This window comes from Streptacidiphilus anmyonensis (genome assembly GCF_000787855.1).
GTDB classification, from domain to species: Bacteria; Actinomycetota; Actinomycetes; order Streptomycetales; family Streptomycetaceae; genus Streptacidiphilus; species Streptacidiphilus anmyonensis.
This window is the reverse complement of the sequence record NZ_BBPQ01000073.1, coordinates 17,419-32,279: the sequence shown is the minus strand read 5'-3', so window position 1 is coordinate 32,279 and position 14,861 is coordinate 17,419. Positions and strand designations below refer to the sequence as shown.

The 14,861-nt window shown below is 72.8% G+C and carries 14 protein-coding genes; 6 read left to right on the top strand and 8 right to left on the bottom strand.

From position 1 onward, the window contains the following. The 6 genes from TR50_RS47295 to TR50_RS35805 form a co-directional block, all read right to left on the bottom strand. Window positions 1–196: hypothetical protein (locus TR50_RS47295; protein WP_042432143.1), on the bottom strand; the 196-nt coding region annotated here is incomplete at its 3' end. Window positions 197–324: 128 nt separating this feature from the next. After that, entirely contained in the window at window positions 325–1,275 is a 951-nt protein-coding gene (locus tag TR50_RS35825; RefSeq protein ID WP_042432141.1) for a LysR family transcriptional regulator, read from the bottom strand. A gap of 154 nt (window positions 1,276–1,429) precedes the next feature. Next, window positions 1,430–1,681 carry a hypothetical protein gene (locus TR50_RS35820; RefSeq protein ID WP_042432139.1) on the bottom strand — a complete coding sequence of 84 codons (252 nt, stop codon included), beginning with the start codon at window positions 1,679–1,681 and terminating at the stop codon, window positions 1,430–1,432. A gap of 80 nt (window positions 1,682–1,761) precedes the next feature. Continuing rightward, window positions 1,762–2,721, bottom strand: a complete 960-nt coding sequence (gene pip, locus TR50_RS35815; protein ID WP_042432137.1) for a prolyl aminopeptidase — start codon at window positions 2,719–2,721, stop codon at window positions 1,762–1,764. 74 nt (window positions 2,722–2,795) lie between these two features. Continuing rightward, window positions 2,796–3,992 (bottom strand): glycoside hydrolase family 3 N-terminal domain-containing protein, encoded by a 1,197-nt coding sequence (locus TR50_RS35810; protein WP_052441731.1) that lies wholly within the window; start codon window positions 3,990–3,992, stop codon window positions 2,796–2,798. A 138-nt stretch (window positions 3,993–4,130) separates the two neighbouring features. Continuing rightward, entirely contained in the window at window positions 4,131–4,832 is a 702-nt protein-coding gene (locus TR50_RS35805) for a hypothetical protein (protein WP_042432132.1), read from the bottom strand. A gap of 90 nt (window positions 4,833–4,922) precedes the next feature. On the opposite strand from TR50_RS35805, the gene TR50_RS35800 reads away from it, so the two are divergent. From TR50_RS35800 to TR50_RS35790, 3 genes are all read left to right on the top strand, one after another. Then, the gene (locus TR50_RS35800; RefSeq protein ID WP_042432129.1) at window positions 4,923–5,282 is read left to right on the top strand and encodes a VOC family protein; all 360 of its coding nucleotides are present in this window, start codon (window positions 4,923–4,925) and stop codon (window positions 5,280–5,282) included. Between the two features lie 48 nt (window positions 5,283–5,330). Next, entirely contained in the window at window positions 5,331–6,197 is an 867-nt protein-coding gene (locus TR50_RS35795; protein WP_152648823.1) for a hypothetical protein, read from the top strand. Window positions 6,198–6,357: 160 nt separating this feature from the next. Next, a complete protein-coding gene (locus TR50_RS35790) occupies window positions 6,358–7,098 on the top strand; it encodes a G1 family glutamic endopeptidase (protein WP_052441730.1) in 741 nt (246 codons plus the stop codon). A gap of 109 nt (window positions 7,099–7,207) precedes the next feature. Here the strand turns inward: TR50_RS35790 and TR50_RS35785 are convergent, their stop codons facing one another. Then, the gene (locus TR50_RS35785; RefSeq protein ID WP_052441729.1) at window positions 7,208–9,340 is read right to left on the bottom strand and encodes an MMPL family transporter; all 2,133 of its coding nucleotides are present in this window, start codon (window positions 9,338–9,340) and stop codon (window positions 7,208–7,210) included. A gap of 192 nt (window positions 9,341–9,532) precedes the next feature. On the opposite strand from TR50_RS35785, the gene TR50_RS35780 reads away from it, so the two are divergent. From TR50_RS35780 to TR50_RS35770, 3 genes are all read left to right on the top strand, one after another. Continuing rightward, window positions 9,533–10,069, top strand: coding sequence for a VOC family protein (locus tag TR50_RS35780; protein ID WP_042432122.1), 537 nt, complete (start codon window positions 9,533–9,535; stop codon window positions 10,067–10,069). A 106-nt stretch (window positions 10,070–10,175) separates the two neighbouring features. After that, a complete protein-coding gene (locus tag TR50_RS35775; protein ID WP_042432119.1) occupies window positions 10,176–12,377 on the top strand; it encodes a SpoIIE family protein phosphatase in 2,202 nt (733 codons plus the stop codon). Between the two features lie 82 nt (window positions 12,378–12,459). Beyond that, a complete protein-coding gene (locus TR50_RS35770) occupies window positions 12,460–13,113 on the top strand; it encodes a restriction endonuclease (RefSeq protein WP_052441728.1) in 654 nt (217 codons plus the stop codon). Between the two features lie 22 nt (window positions 13,114–13,135). Here TR50_RS35770 and TR50_RS35765 read toward each other — a convergent pair whose 3' ends face one another. Beyond that, complete coding sequence (locus TR50_RS35765; RefSeq protein ID WP_042432116.1) at window positions 13,136–14,848, bottom strand: NAD-dependent malic enzyme; 1,713 nt, start codon at window positions 14,846–14,848, stop codon at window positions 13,136–13,138. Between the last annotated feature and the right edge of the window lie 13 nt (window positions 14,849–14,861).

Genomic DNA, 14,861 nt, shown 5'->3' with positions numbered 1-14,861 from the left:
CGGCCCCGCCGGTGCGCGCGCCGGTCGGCGGCGCCGGACGGGCCTGCGCCGCGGCGACGGTCTCGGCGTGGGGGTCGGCGTGGGGGTCGGCGGACGCGGCCAGACTGGGCGCGGCCAGCAGCCCGGCGCAGGCCGTGCCCGCCGCCACGGCGAGGGCCAGCGTTCTGGGCAGGGTGGATCGGAGCCGGTGACGCATCGTCACTCCTTCGCGGACGGTGAACGGATGCGTGGCACCGTCTCACCGCCGCAGCGGCTCCACAATAAGGTGTGACATAGCATATGACGATGAACCGACATAACGCCGTGCCCGCCATCAGCCCGCCGTCAGCCCCGGCCGGCCCAGGTCTGGAAGTGCGCCGCCTGCGCGATCAGCTCCCGGTACGACGCGGTCGCCGCGCCGTGGAGCGTCTCCGCCAGCCCGTCCGGGACGCTCCCGCTGCGCCAGGCGAGCAGGTAGCGACACCACAGCGGCGTGCCCGCCAGCGGCTTGACCACGACGCCGGGGACCGGCCGCAGGGTCGCCTGCACCACGGAGACGCCCAGCCCCTCGGCGATCATGTGCTGCAACTGGAGCTGGTCGCCCAGGAACTCGTGCACCGTGGCGGGGGAAAAGCCGGCCTCCTCGCAGGCCGAGTAGAACACCCCGGGCCAACCGGCGCCGTCGTCGGGCGTCAGGAACCAGGCGTCCTCGGCCAGTTCGGCCAGCTCGATCTCGGTCCGATGCCGCAGCCGGTGGCGTGCGGGCAGGGCCACGAACGACGGCTCGGTCACGATGCCGCGGTGCCGGACCTCCTCGGAGTGCCGCAGGTCCAAGCCGGGGTAGTCGACGGCGACGGCGGCGTCGAGCTCGTCCCGCTCCAGCAGTTCGACGATGTCGGTGGAGGCGTAGACACTGCTCACCTTCAGCACCAGCTCCGGCAGACGGCCCCGCAGTCGGGACACCAACCCGGGCAGCACGGGCGAGTTGGTCGCCCCCAGCCGCAGCGTCCGCCGCGCCTCGGCGGACGGCCCGGACTCCCCGGCCGCGCGGCCGCCGATCGCGTCCATGCGCGCCAGCACGTCCCGCGCCCGACTCAGGACCTCCGCGCCGTACCGCGTCGGCTCCACACCCCGGGGGTTCCGCTCGAACAGCGCCTCCCCGAAGTGCTGCTCGATCCGGCGCAGCTGCGTGCTCATGGCCGGCTGCGTGTAGCCGAGCCCGGCGGCGGCCCGGCTGACGCTCCCCGCGTCCGCGATGGCGCACAGCACCCGAAGATGCCGCAACTCCAGCTCCACCCGCGCCCCTCCGCCCCGGCCCGCGCCGATCGGCCCGGCGCCAACGACGGATCGTAGCCACCGGCCCGGCGCTACGGACCCGCCGATCGGCTGCCGTAGCGCGCGGGACGGGGGGACGCCGTGGAGGCGTGCGAGTCCGCCGCTCGAAGGACGGTCAGGGGACCATGCCCAGGCCCCCGACGGCGCCCGGGACCATGCCCAGCGCGCCGGGGACCATGCCGACACCGCCCGTGAGCGCGCCCGCGCCGGTGAGGGCGCCGTTCGCGAGGACCTTGGTGGGCGTCACGTTCTGGAGGTCGTGCCCGACCCCGGTCGTGTCGGCCGACGCCGGAGCGGCGGCACCGAGAGCGGCGGCACCGGCGGCGAGGGCGGCGGTGCAGAGGATGCGGCAGCGCAGACTGTTCATACCCGGGGAACGATCCGCCGCCCGGACGGGCAACGCCCGCGGGCGGAGAACAGCACGATCGGGCCAGCCCGCCCGCGGGATCACCGGTCCTTGAACTCCTCGATGGCGTCGCGGACGACCTGGCCCAGCGCGTCGCTTCCGGCGTGGCCGGAGTCCTCGACGATGTGGAGACGGGCCTCCGGCCACCCCTTGGCCAGCTCCCAGGCCGTCTGCGGCGGGCAGCCCATGTCGTGGCGGCCGTGCACCAGGACCGTCGGGATGCCGGCCAGCTTGTGGGCGTCGCGCAGGAGTTGGTCCTCCTCCAGCCAGGCTCCGTTGCTGAAGTAGTGGGCGCAGATGCGGACGAACGCGATCTGCGCGTCGATCTCCCGGTCGCTGTACATGCCGGGCACGCCGTTGGGCTCGCCCGAGATCACCGCGTCCTCCCAGGCGAGCCAGTCCGCGGCGGCCTTCTCCCGGACCGCGCGGTCCGGATCCTCCATCAGCCGGGAGTAGGCCGCGAGCAGGTCCCCGTCCCGCTCGTCCTCCGGGACGCCGTCACGGAACCGGTCCCAGGCCTCGGGGTGGAACCGGCCCGCGCCCCGGTAGAGCCACTCGATCTCGGACGGGCGGGTCGTGGTGACCGCCGGGATGACCATCTCGGTGACCCGCTCCGGGTGCTGCTGCGCGTACGCCAGGACAAGCGTGGAGCCCCAGGACGCGCCGTTGAGCAGCCAGCGCTCGATGCCGAGGTGCTCGCGCAGCCGCTCCATGTCGTCGATCAGGTGCTGCGTGGTGTTGAGGCTCATGTCCGCCGCCGGGTCGCTGGCGTGCGGGGTGCTGCGACCGCAGTTGCGCTGGTCGAAGCGGATGACGCGGTAGCGCTCGGGATCCCAGGCCCGCGTCGGGCGCTGCATCGCGCCGGAGCCCGGGCCGCCGTGGACGTTCAGGGCGGGCTTGCCCTCGGGGTTGCCGAGCTGTTCGTAGTAGATGCGGTTGCCGTCTCCGGTGTCGAGGTAGCCACTGTCGTAGGGACCGGTCGGAGGGTAGAAATCAACCATGACCCCTGATCCTAGGGATCGTTCGTGGTCGGCCGCATGGGAATACGACGGACGCTCAGGGCCGCTTCCAGGGCTCAGCAGAGGTTGACATGGCGGACGGCCAGGACCTGTCCGGCCGCGTCGATCAGCCGGGCGCGGGCGAGGTGGCCGCCGCTGACGGCGTTGGTGATCGCCGTGGCGACGGCGTTCGTCTCACTGCTCACGTTGGAGCCGAGGCTGAACAGCACCAGATCGGCGCCGGAGTTCAGCGCCTGGACGGCCGCCGCCGGGACGCCGAAGCCGGCCGCGGAGACCGCCTTGGCGTCGAGGGAGTCGGTCACCACCAGGCCGTGGAAGCCGAGTTTGCCCTTGAGCTCGTAGGTGATCTGGGTCGGCGACAGGCCGCCGGGGTTGGTCGCCAGCCCCGGGACGGTGGCGTTGGACATCATCACCGCCGGAGCCCCCGCGGCGATCGCCGAGGTGAAGGGCGGCAGGCCCACCGTCTTCTCGGTCGCCCACGGCAGGGTGTGCGCGGGCCCGTCGTCGGTGTTGTAGCTGGCTCCGCCGAGGCCGGGGAAGTGCTTGAGCACCGGGATCACCCCGGCCGAGCGCAGGCCGTTCATGTAGGCGACGGTGTCGCGGGCCGCGACGGTCGTGTTGCCGCTGAAGGAACGCCAGCCGTCGGGATCGCTCGCACCGGGCGCGACGTTGCGGCCGTCGACGTCGGCGACGGGCGCGAGGTCCACGTTCACACCGGCCGCCGCCATCTTCTTGCCGACCGCTGCGACGTTCGCCTGGATCTGCGCGGCCGTCCAGTGCGCGCCCATGTACGCCGGCCAGGGCAGCGAGCCGACCAGGTTGGCCATGCGCTGGATGCCGCCGCCCTCCTCGTCGGTCATCACCAGCAGGCCGAGGTGGCCCGGCACGTGGGTGCGCAGCGTGGCGAGCTGGGAACCGAGGTTGGACGGGGCGGAGCTGCCGAAGAGCAGGACGGCGCCCGCCCCCGCCGCGACCTCGGTGGTGACGGCGGACGGCGCGGTCTCCGAGACCGGGACCGCGATCGTCGTCATCGCCAGCCGCTTGTTCGACCAGGTGGCCAGCTGACCCGCGTTGGTGCAGGTGGTGGCCGCGACGGCGTCAGCCGCGGGCTGCGCGGCGGAGGTCCGGACGGTCGGACCGGCCAGGGCGGCGGCGCAGCCGGACAGCAGCATCGCGAAACCGAGGGTGACGGCGGAGGCCCGCACCGGCAGTCCGCGCGGGTCGGAGGCGGCGGGAGAGGGATGCAGTCTCATGGCTGACTTCGTTCGAAGAGGGGAGGGAGGAGACCGGGCAAGGCGAGTGTGTCGCACAGATGTGGTGCCGTATACATGGTGCGTCGCCGAGCCGCTTTCCACACACAGAACTTCCTGCCAGGGCCGCGGGACAAGCGGTCACGCCAGGATGTTGATGGCGCGGGCGATCACCAGGCCGACCACCACCAGCGAGACGGCCGCCTGCGTCATCATCAGCAGCTTGGCCCACGGCTTGATCGCGGACACGTCGGTCGGGCTGAACGCCGTCGCGGTCCAGAAGGCCAACGACAGGTAGTCCACGTAGACGGGGACCCAGTCCGGTCGCCCGTAGCCCCCGCGCTGCATCTCCGGGAAGACGAACGCCGGGTTCGCGAAAGGCCGGTGGGCGCGCGCCGCCGCACCGCCCCGGTCCAGGTCCCAGTACCAGAGGCCGAAGGCGATGACGTTGGTCGCGTAGATCACCCCACCTGTGGCGAGCAGACCGGTGGCGTTGTTCGCATACAGCTTGTTGTTCGTCAGGATGTCGGCGACCAGCCGGCCGGCCGCGTAGAGGTTCGCCGAGGTGATGAAGGCGATGAGCAGGCTGGTCGCCACGCGCAGCCAGGTCCGGCGGCGGTCGATCCGCCCCGGGTCCCCGACGACCAGCACCACCAGCAAGGTGCCGACGGCGGCGGGCAGCAGCCAGCGCGGCGCGGTCCGGTAGTCGGTCGGCAGCGCCACGTGCAGCCCCGCGGCCACCAGCACCGCCAGCGCCACGGGCCACCAGTGCTCGCCGCGCGCCGCCGGATCGTCCTCCGCGGCCGCCGGGGTCGGACCGCCCTGCCCAGGATCCGTTGCCACGGCTCATTGTCGGCGGCGGCGGGCGGCGGGCCGCGTTGCGACACGCACACGGACCGGCCCACCGTGCGGCCGCACTGGCAGGATGACGGCATGGAACGTGTGCTTGGAATCGGTGGGTACTTCCTGCGGGCCGCCGACCCGGAGGCTCTCGGCGCGTGGTACCGGGACTGCCTGGGCCTGGACGCCGACGAGCACGGCCTGTGGCGGCAGGAGGCCGGGCCGACGGTGTTCGCGACGTTCGCGTCCGACACCGACTACTTCGGCTCCCGCTCCCAGCAGACCATGCTCAACTTCCGGGTGCGCGACCTGGACGCGATGCTCGCGCAGCTGCGCGCCAAGGGGGCGGAGGTGGACGCGGAGACGCAGGACATGGAGGGCGTCGGCCGGTTCGGCTGGGTGACGGATCCCGAGGGCAACCGGATCGAGCTCTGGCAGCGTCCCGAGCGGTAGGTCCGGGGGCCCGCCCCGGACCCACGGCCCGGGGAGACGCTCATGGACATGGCACGACCGTACGCAGGAAGAACGCAGGCAAGAAGAACGCAGGCAGACAGACCGTACGCGGGACGATCCGGACGGTGGCTCGCGCTGGGGGCGCTGGCGACCGCCACCGCGCTCGCCTTCTCCGGGACCGCCTGGGCCGGCGGGGTGCTGCCCAGCGGCAGCGCGGTCTCCTCGACGGTGGCGCAGGGGTACGACTACCCCACGTCGTACGACTACTGGTCGGTGGCCGCGGTCCAGCCGTCCTCCGGTGCGAACTACGGGCTCACCATGCTGAACGCGGGCGGAGGATCGGTCGGCGCCAGCAACGTGGGCGCGAACCGGACCAACTTCGTGGCGGTGGACTCGAACGTCGGCACGAACCCGCTCGGCACCTGGTATCCGCAGGTCGTCCAGCACACCGCCGGCTCGTACTGGGTCGAGGCGCAGTACGGCGCGAAGATCACCACCATTCCCACGCCGACGCACCACGGCACGACCGGGGCCGGCGACCCGGACATCGCCTTCTCGGTGCTGAACGGCAGTCAGGTGGCCGTGGTCTCGGACATCTACCTGACCGCGGGCGAGTCGTTCTGGGCGAGCACGCCGACCGCCGCGCAGTCGCTGTACCTGCTGGAGGCCACGCCGGGGCAGGCGTCGACCTACGCGCAGGGCCGGAGCACGGCCGCCGCCACGCAGAGCACGAAGGTGGTGGACAACTGCACCCTGTACACGGCCAAGCAGACCGGATGGCACGCGCTGGTGCTCGTCGGGGACGCCCCGCTGACCGGCAACTCGCAGGCGGGCATCGCGATCGGCGTCCACCAGTACGACCCGAGCCAGCCGGGCTACTGCCCGATGGCGGACTTCCCCGGCCCGACGCCCTGACCTGACCCGAGCCGAGCCGTCCTGACCTGACCCGACCTGACCCGACCTCGGGATCATCCCTACGAATCACTCCCCGGCCATTGACATGGCCAGGATCAGTCTGAATCCTCTGTCGCACCGCCAGAACGCCTGAACCACAGGCATGTTGACAGGGGAAACCATGCGCCGCACCATCTCGGCCGCGCTCCTCACGCTCGGCCTCGCCGCCACCCTCGCCGTCCCGGCCACCGGCACCGCCTCGGCGGCCGGGACGTCCGCGCCCGTGCCGCACCTGGACCACCGGATCGACCGCCACGCGAGCGGCGACTCCAACTGGGGCGGCTACGCCGTGACCGGCGGAACCTACCGGACCGTCACCGGGAACTGGACCGTCCCGGCGCTGGACTGCTCCGCCACCTCGGGGGACATATCCTTCTGGTCCGGCCTGGACGGATGGACCAGCAGCAGCGTCGAGCAGATCGGCCTCGACGCCGTCTGCACCCGCAAGGGCGCCGTGCAGTACAACCCGTGGGTCGAGATGTACCCGGCGAACTCGATCTACTTCACCGAGACGGTCAAGGCCGGCGACACCATGACGTCCTCGGTGACGACCAACGGCAGCGGGTCGTTCACGCTCACCCTCGCCGACCCCACCCGGGGCTGGACCAAGACCTACACCAAGACCCTCACCAGCGCGCCGCTCAGTTCGGCGGAGGTCATCGTCGAAGCGATCGGCAGCGCGAGCATCCCGGCCTGCCCCGACTTCCACCAGGTCCAGTTCACCGACGTCACCGCCAACGGCCAGGGCTTCGGCTCCGCCGGGACCGTGAACACCACCAACCTCGAACGCGGCGGCACCCTGCTCACCCAGGACGGCGCGCTGAACGGCACCTCCTTCCCGGTGTCCTGGCTGCACGCCTGACCGGCCCCTGACGAACGGACGACGGCGCGGCAGCCGCGTGTTCGCGACTGCCGCGCCGTGTGCCGAGGACGCTCTCACGCCCCGGCGGTCGTCCGGGTGGTCGTCCCTGTCAGCGACGCTCGCCGCTGCGCTGGCGGGACCGGTTCGGCACCCGTCCGGCGGCGACCACCTCGTGGCCCTCCGCGCCGCGGCCCAGGGAGCTCGGCCACCAGAGCCGGCTGTCGAGGTCCATGGCCAGCGCGGTCACCAGCACCGAGCGGACCACGAAGGTGTCCAGCAGGACGCCGAGGCAGACCGCGAAGCCGATCTCGGCGAAGCTGACGATGGGCAGCGTGCCCAGCACCCCGAACGTGCTGGCCAGGATCAGCCCCGCGGAGCTGATCACCCCGCCGGTGGCCGCCAGGGCGGCCAGCGAACCCGTCCGGGTGCCCCGGTGGGCCGACTCCTCGCGCACGCGCGTCATCAGGAAGATGTTGTAGTCGATGCCGAGGGCCACCAGGAAGACGAAGACGAACAACGGGAAGGCGTTGTCCTCGCCCTGGAAGTGGAACAGGTGCTGGAAGGCGAAGGAGCTGACGCCGAGCGCCGCCGCGAAGGACAGCACCACCGTGAGGATCAGCACGATCGGCGCGACCACCGCCCGCAGCAGCAGGCCGAGGATCAGCAGCACGACCACCAGCACCAGCGGGATGATCACCTTGTTGTCGTGGTCGGACGCGCGCGCCACGTCCAGCTTGACCGCCGTGTCGCCGCCGAGCAGGGCATGCGCGCCGGGGACCGCGTGGACGGCCGTGCGGGCCGCGTCGACGGTGTTCTCGGCCGCGGTGCTGTCCGGCGCGTTGGTCAGGGTGCCGGTGAAGTAGGCGAGATCGCCCTTCACCCTGGGCGTGGTGACGTCGGTGACGCCGGGGACGGCCTTGAGCGCCGCGACGACCTGGTCGGCGCCGGAGGCGTCGGAGACGACCTGGAGCGGCGAGCCCGTCCCGGCCGGGTAGTGGGCGTCGATCACGGACTGCGCCGTGATCGAGTCCGGCTTGTTGGTGAAGGTGCCGGTGTCGGTCAGGCCGTCGGCCTTGAGGCTGAACAGGCCGAGGCAGAGCGCGCCCAGCACCACCGTGGTGCCGATCCAGACGAACCGGGGACGACGCGCGACGGCGCCGCCGACGCGGGCCCACAGGCCGGTCTCGGTCGGCTCGGCGGTGCCGAAGCGCGGCCGGGACGGCCAGAAGACCCATCGTCCGAAGATCACCAGCAGGGCCGGCAGCAGCGTCAGCATCGCCAGCAGGGCCACGCCGACGCCGATGGCGCAGACCGGGCCGAGACCGCGGGTGGAGTTCATCTGGGCGGCGGTCAGGCAGAGCATGGACACCGCGACCGTGGCGGCACTGGCCAGGATGGCCGGACCGGCTCGGTGCAGGGCCGCCGCCATGGCCTCGTGGCGGTCCTCGTGCCGGCGCAGCTCCTCGCGGTAGCGGGCCACCAGCAGCAGCGCGTAGTCCGTTCCCGCACCGATCACCAGCACGGTCAGGATGCCCGCGCTCTGTGCGTTGACGGTCAGTCCGGCATGGGTGGCCAGCAGGTAGATGACCGCCTCGGCCACGGTCAGAGCCAGACCGGAGGAGATCAGCGGCAGCAGCCACAGCGTCGGGCTGCGGTAGGTCAGCAGCAGCAGGATGATGACGATGCCCAGGGTGGCGTAGAGCAGCGTGCCGTCGATGCCGGTGAACGCCTTGCTCTGGTCCGCCCCGTACCCGCCGGGGCCGCCGACGTGCGCGACCAGCCCCGGGTCGCCGTGGTTGGCCGTGGCGCGCATCGAGTCGACGAGCGAGCCGATGTCGGTCCAGCCGCCGTTGGACAGGTTGATGACGACAGCGACGGTCAGCGCCGTGCCGTCCTGCGACGCCTGGGGCGGCGTCTCCGGGCCGACGACGTGGGCGAGCTTGGCGAAGGTCTGCGCGTCGGAGGCGGCCTTGGCCTGGTCGGCGGGGGTGATGCCGCTGTCGCGGGAGTAGACGACGATGGTGGGCATGGTCTGCGTGGAGACGAACTGCCCCTGCAGGTTCACCACCTTCGTGGACTCCGCATTGCCGGGCAGCCAGCTCGAGGTCTGGTTGTTCTCGGCGCCGTTGAGTTTGCCCGCTAACTGGCCGAGCGCCATCAGCAGCAGGATCCAGACGGCCAGGATCACCCACTTGCTGCGGCGTCCGGAAGGAAGGGCGGCAAGCCGCCGGGTGAAGTTCATCTGTAGGTAGCCCCCAAAGAGCCCAAATAGAGACAGCGCTGGTCAGCGCGTCAAGCGTGACGGGCTCCACTCGAATCGCAGTCGTGAACCGGTCGTGTCCGAAAAGCGGCTCCGCCGTCCCAGGGCGCGCACGCGCCCGGTCCGAGAGCCCGAGGGGGCGCGCACGCGCCGCGGCGGAAGGACACTGGCACCATGAACGCCCCCGATCCCGCGACCCCGGCCGCCCGGGCCGCCGAACGCGAGCGGCTGCGCGCCGCCTACCTGCGCCCGCTCGGGCGCCGTCCCGCGTCCTCCGCCCGCGGCATCCACCACACGGCGCTGATCAGCAGCGACGTGGAGCGGACCATCCGGTTCTACCAGGACCTCCTGGAGTTTCCCCTGACCGAGCTGATCGAGAACCGCGACTATCCGGGGTCCTCGCACTTCTTCTTCGACCTCGGCAACGAGAACCTGCTCGCCTTCTTCGACTTCCCCGGCCTGGACGTGGGCCCCTACGCCGAGGTGCTGGGCGGGCTGCACCACATCGCCATCTCCGTCGAGCCCGAACGCTGGCGCCGACTCCGGCAGCGGGTCGCGGACGCGGGGGTCGCCCACGAGGTGCACAGCGACGTCTCGCTCTACTTCCGCGACCCGGACGGCGCGCGCGTCGAGCTGATCGCGGACCCGCTGGGCGAGATGTACGGCAGCGAGATCCTCGGGCCGCCCACGACGGACGCCGAGGCGGACTGAGACCGTCCCGCCGGGACCGTCCCCGGCAGGCCGACAGCGGGCCGGGCGGCGGGCCGAGCTGTCCGCCCGAGTTGTTCACCCGGGTGGGCGGGGTCAGGCTGATCTCATGGAGCCCGGGAGCCGAGAGCACGGGGCCGCGGCGGACGCACGGCCCGGAACCGGCGCGCTCGGCACCGACCCGCTGCTCGGCATGTTCGCCCACGCCCCGGTGATCTTCGCGGCGCTCAGCGGCCCCACCCATCTGGTCGAGGGGGCCAACCAGGCCTTCCTGGAAACGGTCAGCCTCGGGCGGGGCCGGGACGTGCTCGGCCGGCCCGTCGCGGAGGTCGTGCCCGAACTGGTCCACCAGGGCCTGCTGCCCATGCTCGACTCCGTCTACGTCCGCGGCGAGCCCTATGTCGCGCACGGCGCCGGGGTGCTGCTGGGGCCGGTCGGCAGGAGCCGCCTGCGGTACTACGACTTCAGCTTCGAACCGCGCCGGGACCGGGAGGGACGCGTCCACGGCGTCGCGTTCCTCGCCCTGGACGTCACCCGGCAGCGGGCGGCCCACAAGCTGGCCGTCGAGCAGCAGGCGCTGCTGGAGCAGATCGCCCGGAACGCGCCGCTCGCCGAGGTGCTGGACGGCATGTGCCGGGCCATCGAGAAGCTCTCCCCCAAGGTGCTCAGCTCGGTGCTGCTCCTCGACGAGTCCGGCACCAGGCTGCTGCACGGCGCGGCGCCGAGCCTGCCCGACTTCTACAACGAGGCCGTCGACGGCTGCGAGATCGGACCGCAGGAGGGCTCCTGCGGCACCGCCGCGTACCGCCGCGAGATGGTCGTGGTCAACGACATCGCCACCGATCCGCTCTGGGTCGGCTACCGGGACGTGGCCAAGCGGGCGGGGCTCGGAGCCTGCTGGTCGTCCCCGATCATGTCCAACGCCGGAGACCTGCTCGGCACCTTCGCCATGTACCACCGCGCCCCGAGGGCGCTGCGCGAGGAGGATCTCGACCTGAGCATCGTCTTCACCCGCACCGCGGCGCTCGCCATCGAACGCCATCGCACCGAGGTCGCGCGGCATCAGGCCCACGAGCGCGAGCACGCCCTCAGCTCCGACCTGGAGTTCGTCCTGCGGACCAGCACCGCGGTCAGCGAGGAGTCCTCCTACCCGCAGAACCTCCAGCGGCTGGCGCGGCTCGCGGTGCCGGCCCTCGGGCCGGTATGCGTGATCGACGTGATGGAGTCCGGCCGCATCGAGCGCGTGGCCGTGGCCGTCGCCCCGGAACTCCCGCAGCGGGCCGTGGAGCTGCTGGCGGCGGAGGGGGCGGCGCACGCGCAGGACGGTCCGGTCGGACGCGTGCTGGCGAGCGGCAGGAGCGAGGTGGGCCGCACCGTGCCGGAAGGCGCGTGGCGCGAGCTCGGCCTCGACATCAGCGGCCAGGTCTGCGTCCCGCTGACCGCGCGCGGGCACACCTTCGGCGCGCTGACCGTCGTCGCGACCGCGGACCGGCCACTCGGCGCGCGGGCGATCGCGCTCGCCGAGGAGCTCGCCCGCACCGCTGCGGCCGGCGCCGAGACCACCCGCCAGCACGCCCAGCGAACCCGGCTGGCGCACGACCTCCAGGCCGGCCTGCTGCTCGCCGCGCTGCCCGACATCCCCGGAGCGCGGTTGGCCGCCTCCTACCGCCCGGCAGGCGAGGGTCTGGACATCGGCGGCGACTTCTACGACGTCTTCCCGCTGCCGGGCGACTGGTGGGGGCTGGTCATCGGCGACGTCTGCGGCCGCGGAGCGTACGCGGCGACCACGACGGCGCTGGTCCGCAACACCGCCCGCGCGGTCGCGCCGCTGCTGCCGACCCCGGGCGCGGTCGCGGCCGCCGTCAACGACGCGCTGCTGGCCCGGCCGGACAGCACCGAGAGCTTCGTGACCCTGATCTACGCCGAGCTGCGCCGGGTGCGCGACGGCATCGCGGTCAGCATGGTCCGGGCCGGGCACCCGCCCCCCGTGCTGCACCGGGCCGACGGCGCCGTGACCAGCCCCAGCCCGGCCGGCCAGCTCCTCGGGGTCTCCCCCGACCTGGAGTTCGCCATGGAGTCGTTCACCATGAACAGCGGGGACCACCTGGTCCTGGTGACCGACGGCATCCTGGAGGCCCGCGACCCGACCGGCGCCCTCTTCGGCGAGGAGCGCCTGGTCTCCGCCCTGCGCTCGACCGCGGGGACCACCGACGCGCGCCAGGTCCTGCGCGCCGTCACCGGAGCGGTCGACGCGTTCACCGGCGGGCTCACCGACGACGACCAGGCGTCCCTGGTGCTGGTCGCCGAGTAGCGGCGACGGCCGATCCCGGCGCGCCCTGCCGCCTCGGCCCGCCCTGTGAGACCGTGAAAGCCTCGTGACGAGGGGGCATCCCATGGGGCATCCGGTCCGTCGCATCGGTCACCGCGCCCTGAGGCGGTCGCTCCGACGGGCGACGCGGCCCTTCCGGCTGCGGCGGGTGCCGCGCGGCATCGACGGCCTGTTCTACGTCGTGGGCGTGGTCACCGTCGCGATGCTTCAGGTGTTCGTCATCCTCGGCATCGGCATGCTGCGGCTGGGCGTGTGGGGCGTCGCCACCGTCCGCTCGGCGCGCGGCGCGTCGACGCGGTTCGCCCCGGTGCAGGTCCGCGCGCTGACGGACTTCCAGCGGATGACCCCGTCCCAGTTCGAGCAGGCGCTGGCCGCGCTCTGCCGACGCGACGGCTGCACCTCGGTGCGGGTCGTGGGCGGCGCGGGCGACCTCGGCGCGGACGTCCTCGCGACGACGCCCGACGGGCGACGCCTCGTCATCCAGGCCAAGCGCTACGCGCCGACGCACCGTGTGGGCTCCCCCGAGGTCCAGCGGGTCGGCGGCACCTACCAGGTCGTCCACCGCGCCCACCTCGCCGCGGTCGTCACCACCTCGGGCTTCACCCGCGCCGCCGTCGACTACGCCCACCAGGCCGACATCGCCCTCTTCGGCGCCCGCGAACTCGCCTCCTGGGCCTCCCACACCGGCCCCGGCCCCTGGGTACGGGGCCGCCCGTAGGTGTCGGGCATCCGACAGTGGGTCAGACGGCGGTGACCGGGGGGTAGTCCGGTTGCCACATGGCGGCGCGGATGCGCGGTTCGATGTCGTCGCCGATGGCGCTGCGGGCGACGCCGTCGGTGGCGGCGGCGCGGGCGACGGCGGTGGCGACCGCGACGGAGGTCTCGCGGAGGTGGCGCGTCAGCGGCAGGATCGGGGAGCCCGGGGTGCTCGAGTCGACCTGGCCGGCCACGGCGCGGGCGGCCGCGCTCAGCATGCCGTCGGTGATGCGGGTGGCCTGGGCCACGATCGCGCCGAGGCCGAGGCCGGGGAAGACCAGCGCGTTGTTGGCCTGCCCGATCTCGTAGGTCACGCCCGCGTGCTCGACCGGGCCGAACGGGCTGCCGGTGGCCACCAGCGCACGGCCGTCGGTCCAGGCGAGCAGGTCGCCCGGGGTCGCCTCGGCCAGCCGCGTCGGGTTGGACATCGGCAGGATGATGGGGCGCGCGACGTGCGCCGCCATGTCGCGGACGACGGCCTCGGTGAAGGAACCGCCCTGGCCGGAGGTACCGACGAGGATGGTCGGGCGGGAGCGGCGCACCACCTCGGCCAGGGTGATGCCCGCCGAGCCCGCGCCGCGGGCCCAGTCGGCGACCTCCGCCGCGGGACGGGCGTAGGGGCGCTGGAAGTCGCGCAGGTCGTCCATGTCGTCGGTGAGCAGGCCGTAGCGGTCGACGCACCAGATCCGGCGGGCGGCCTCCTCGCGGCCGACGCCCTCGGCCACCAGGGCGTCGCGGAGCTGGTCCGCGACGCCGACGCCGGCGGTGCCGGCTCCGAACACGACGGCGCGGTGCTCGCGCAGCGGGGTGCCGCTGGCCTTCACGCCGGACAGGACAGCGGCCAGGTTGACCGCTCCGGTGCCCTGGACGTCGTCGTTGAAGGTGAGATGGGTGTCACGGTAGCGCTCCAGGATCCGGCGGGCGTTGCTGGTGCCGAAGTCCTCCCAGTGCAGCAGGGCGTGGGGGAAGAGTCGCGACGCGGTCTCCACGTAGGAGTGCAGGAAGGCGTCGTAGGTCTCGGTGTCGACTCTGGGGTGCCGGTTGCCCAGGTAGAGCGGGTCGTCGAGAAGCTGCTCGCGGTTGGTGCCGACGTCCAGGACGACGGCGAGGGTGCGGGCCGGGTCGATTCCGGCCGCCGCGGTGTAGACGGCGAGCTTGCCCACCGAGATGCTGATGCCGCCGACGCCCCAGTCGCCGATGCCGAGGATCGCCTCCCCGTCCGTCGCGACGATCAGGTCGACGTCGTCCGGCCCGAGGCCGCTCGCCCGCAGGGACCGCTCGACGTCCTGCGGCGCGTCCACGGAGAGGAACAGGCCGCGCGGGCGCCGGTAGTCGTGGCTGTACTGCTCGATGGCGGTGCCGATGGTCGGCGTGTAGACGATGGGCAGCATCTCCTCGAGGTGCTCGCTGACGAGCCGGTAGAACAGCACCTCGTTGCGGTCGTGCAGTGCGGCCAGGTTCAGGTGCTTGGCCAGGTCGTCGGGCTGCGCGAGGTACTGCCGGTAGGCCCGGGAGCTCTGCTGGTCGATCGTCAGCACGGTCGGCGGGATGAGGCCGACCAGGCCGAGGGCGTCCCTCTCGTCCCGCGCGAACGCGGTGCCCTTGTTCAGCCGCGGGTCGGTGAGCAGGGCCCGCCCGCGCAGTGCGGTCTCCCATCGCCCGACCTGCGGATTCCACTTCGTCGGCTGCACGGTCATTCCCGCCTCCTCC

Excerpts from the sequence above, each read along its gene's own strand:
- TR50_RS35820 (WP_042432139.1), bottom strand. The coding sequence starts at position 1,681 with ATGAACAGTCTGCGCTGCCGCATCCTCTGCACCGCCGCCCTCGCCGCC.
- pip (WP_042432137.1), bottom strand. The coding sequence starts at position 2,721 with ATGGTTGATTTCTACCCTCCGACCGGTCCCTACGACAGTGGCTACCTC.
- TR50_RS35800 (WP_042432129.1), top strand. The coding sequence starts at position 4,923 with ATGGAACGTGTGCTTGGAATCGGTGGGTACTTCCTGCGGGCCGCCGAC.
- TR50_RS35795 (WP_152648823.1), top strand. The coding sequence starts at position 5,331 with ATGGCACGACCGTACGCAGGAAGAACGCAGGCAAGAAGAACGCAGGCA.
- TR50_RS35770 (WP_052441728.1), top strand. The coding sequence starts at position 12,460 with ATGGGGCATCCGGTCCGTCGCATCGGTCACCGCGCCCTGAGGCGGTCG.
- TR50_RS35810 (WP_052441731.1), bottom strand. The coding sequence starts at position 3,992 with ATGAGACTGCATCCCTCTCCCGCCGCCTCCGACCCGCGCGGACTGCCG.
- TR50_RS35790 (WP_052441730.1), top strand. The coding sequence starts at position 6,358 with ATGCGCCGCACCATCTCGGCCGCGCTCCTCACGCTCGGCCTCGCCGCC.
- TR50_RS35775 (WP_042432119.1), top strand. The coding sequence starts at position 10,176 with ATGGAGCCCGGGAGCCGAGAGCACGGGGCCGCGGCGGACGCACGGCCC.
- TR50_RS35780 (WP_042432122.1), top strand. The coding sequence starts at position 9,533 with ATGAACGCCCCCGATCCCGCGACCCCGGCCGCCCGGGCCGCCGAACGC.
- TR50_RS35765 (WP_042432116.1), bottom strand. The coding sequence starts at position 14,848 with ATGACCGTGCAGCCGACGAAGTGGAATCCGCAGGTCGGGCGATGGGAG.
- TR50_RS35785 (WP_052441729.1), bottom strand. The coding sequence starts at position 9,340 with ATGAACTTCACCCGGCGGCTTGCCGCCCTTCCTTCCGGACGCCGCAGC.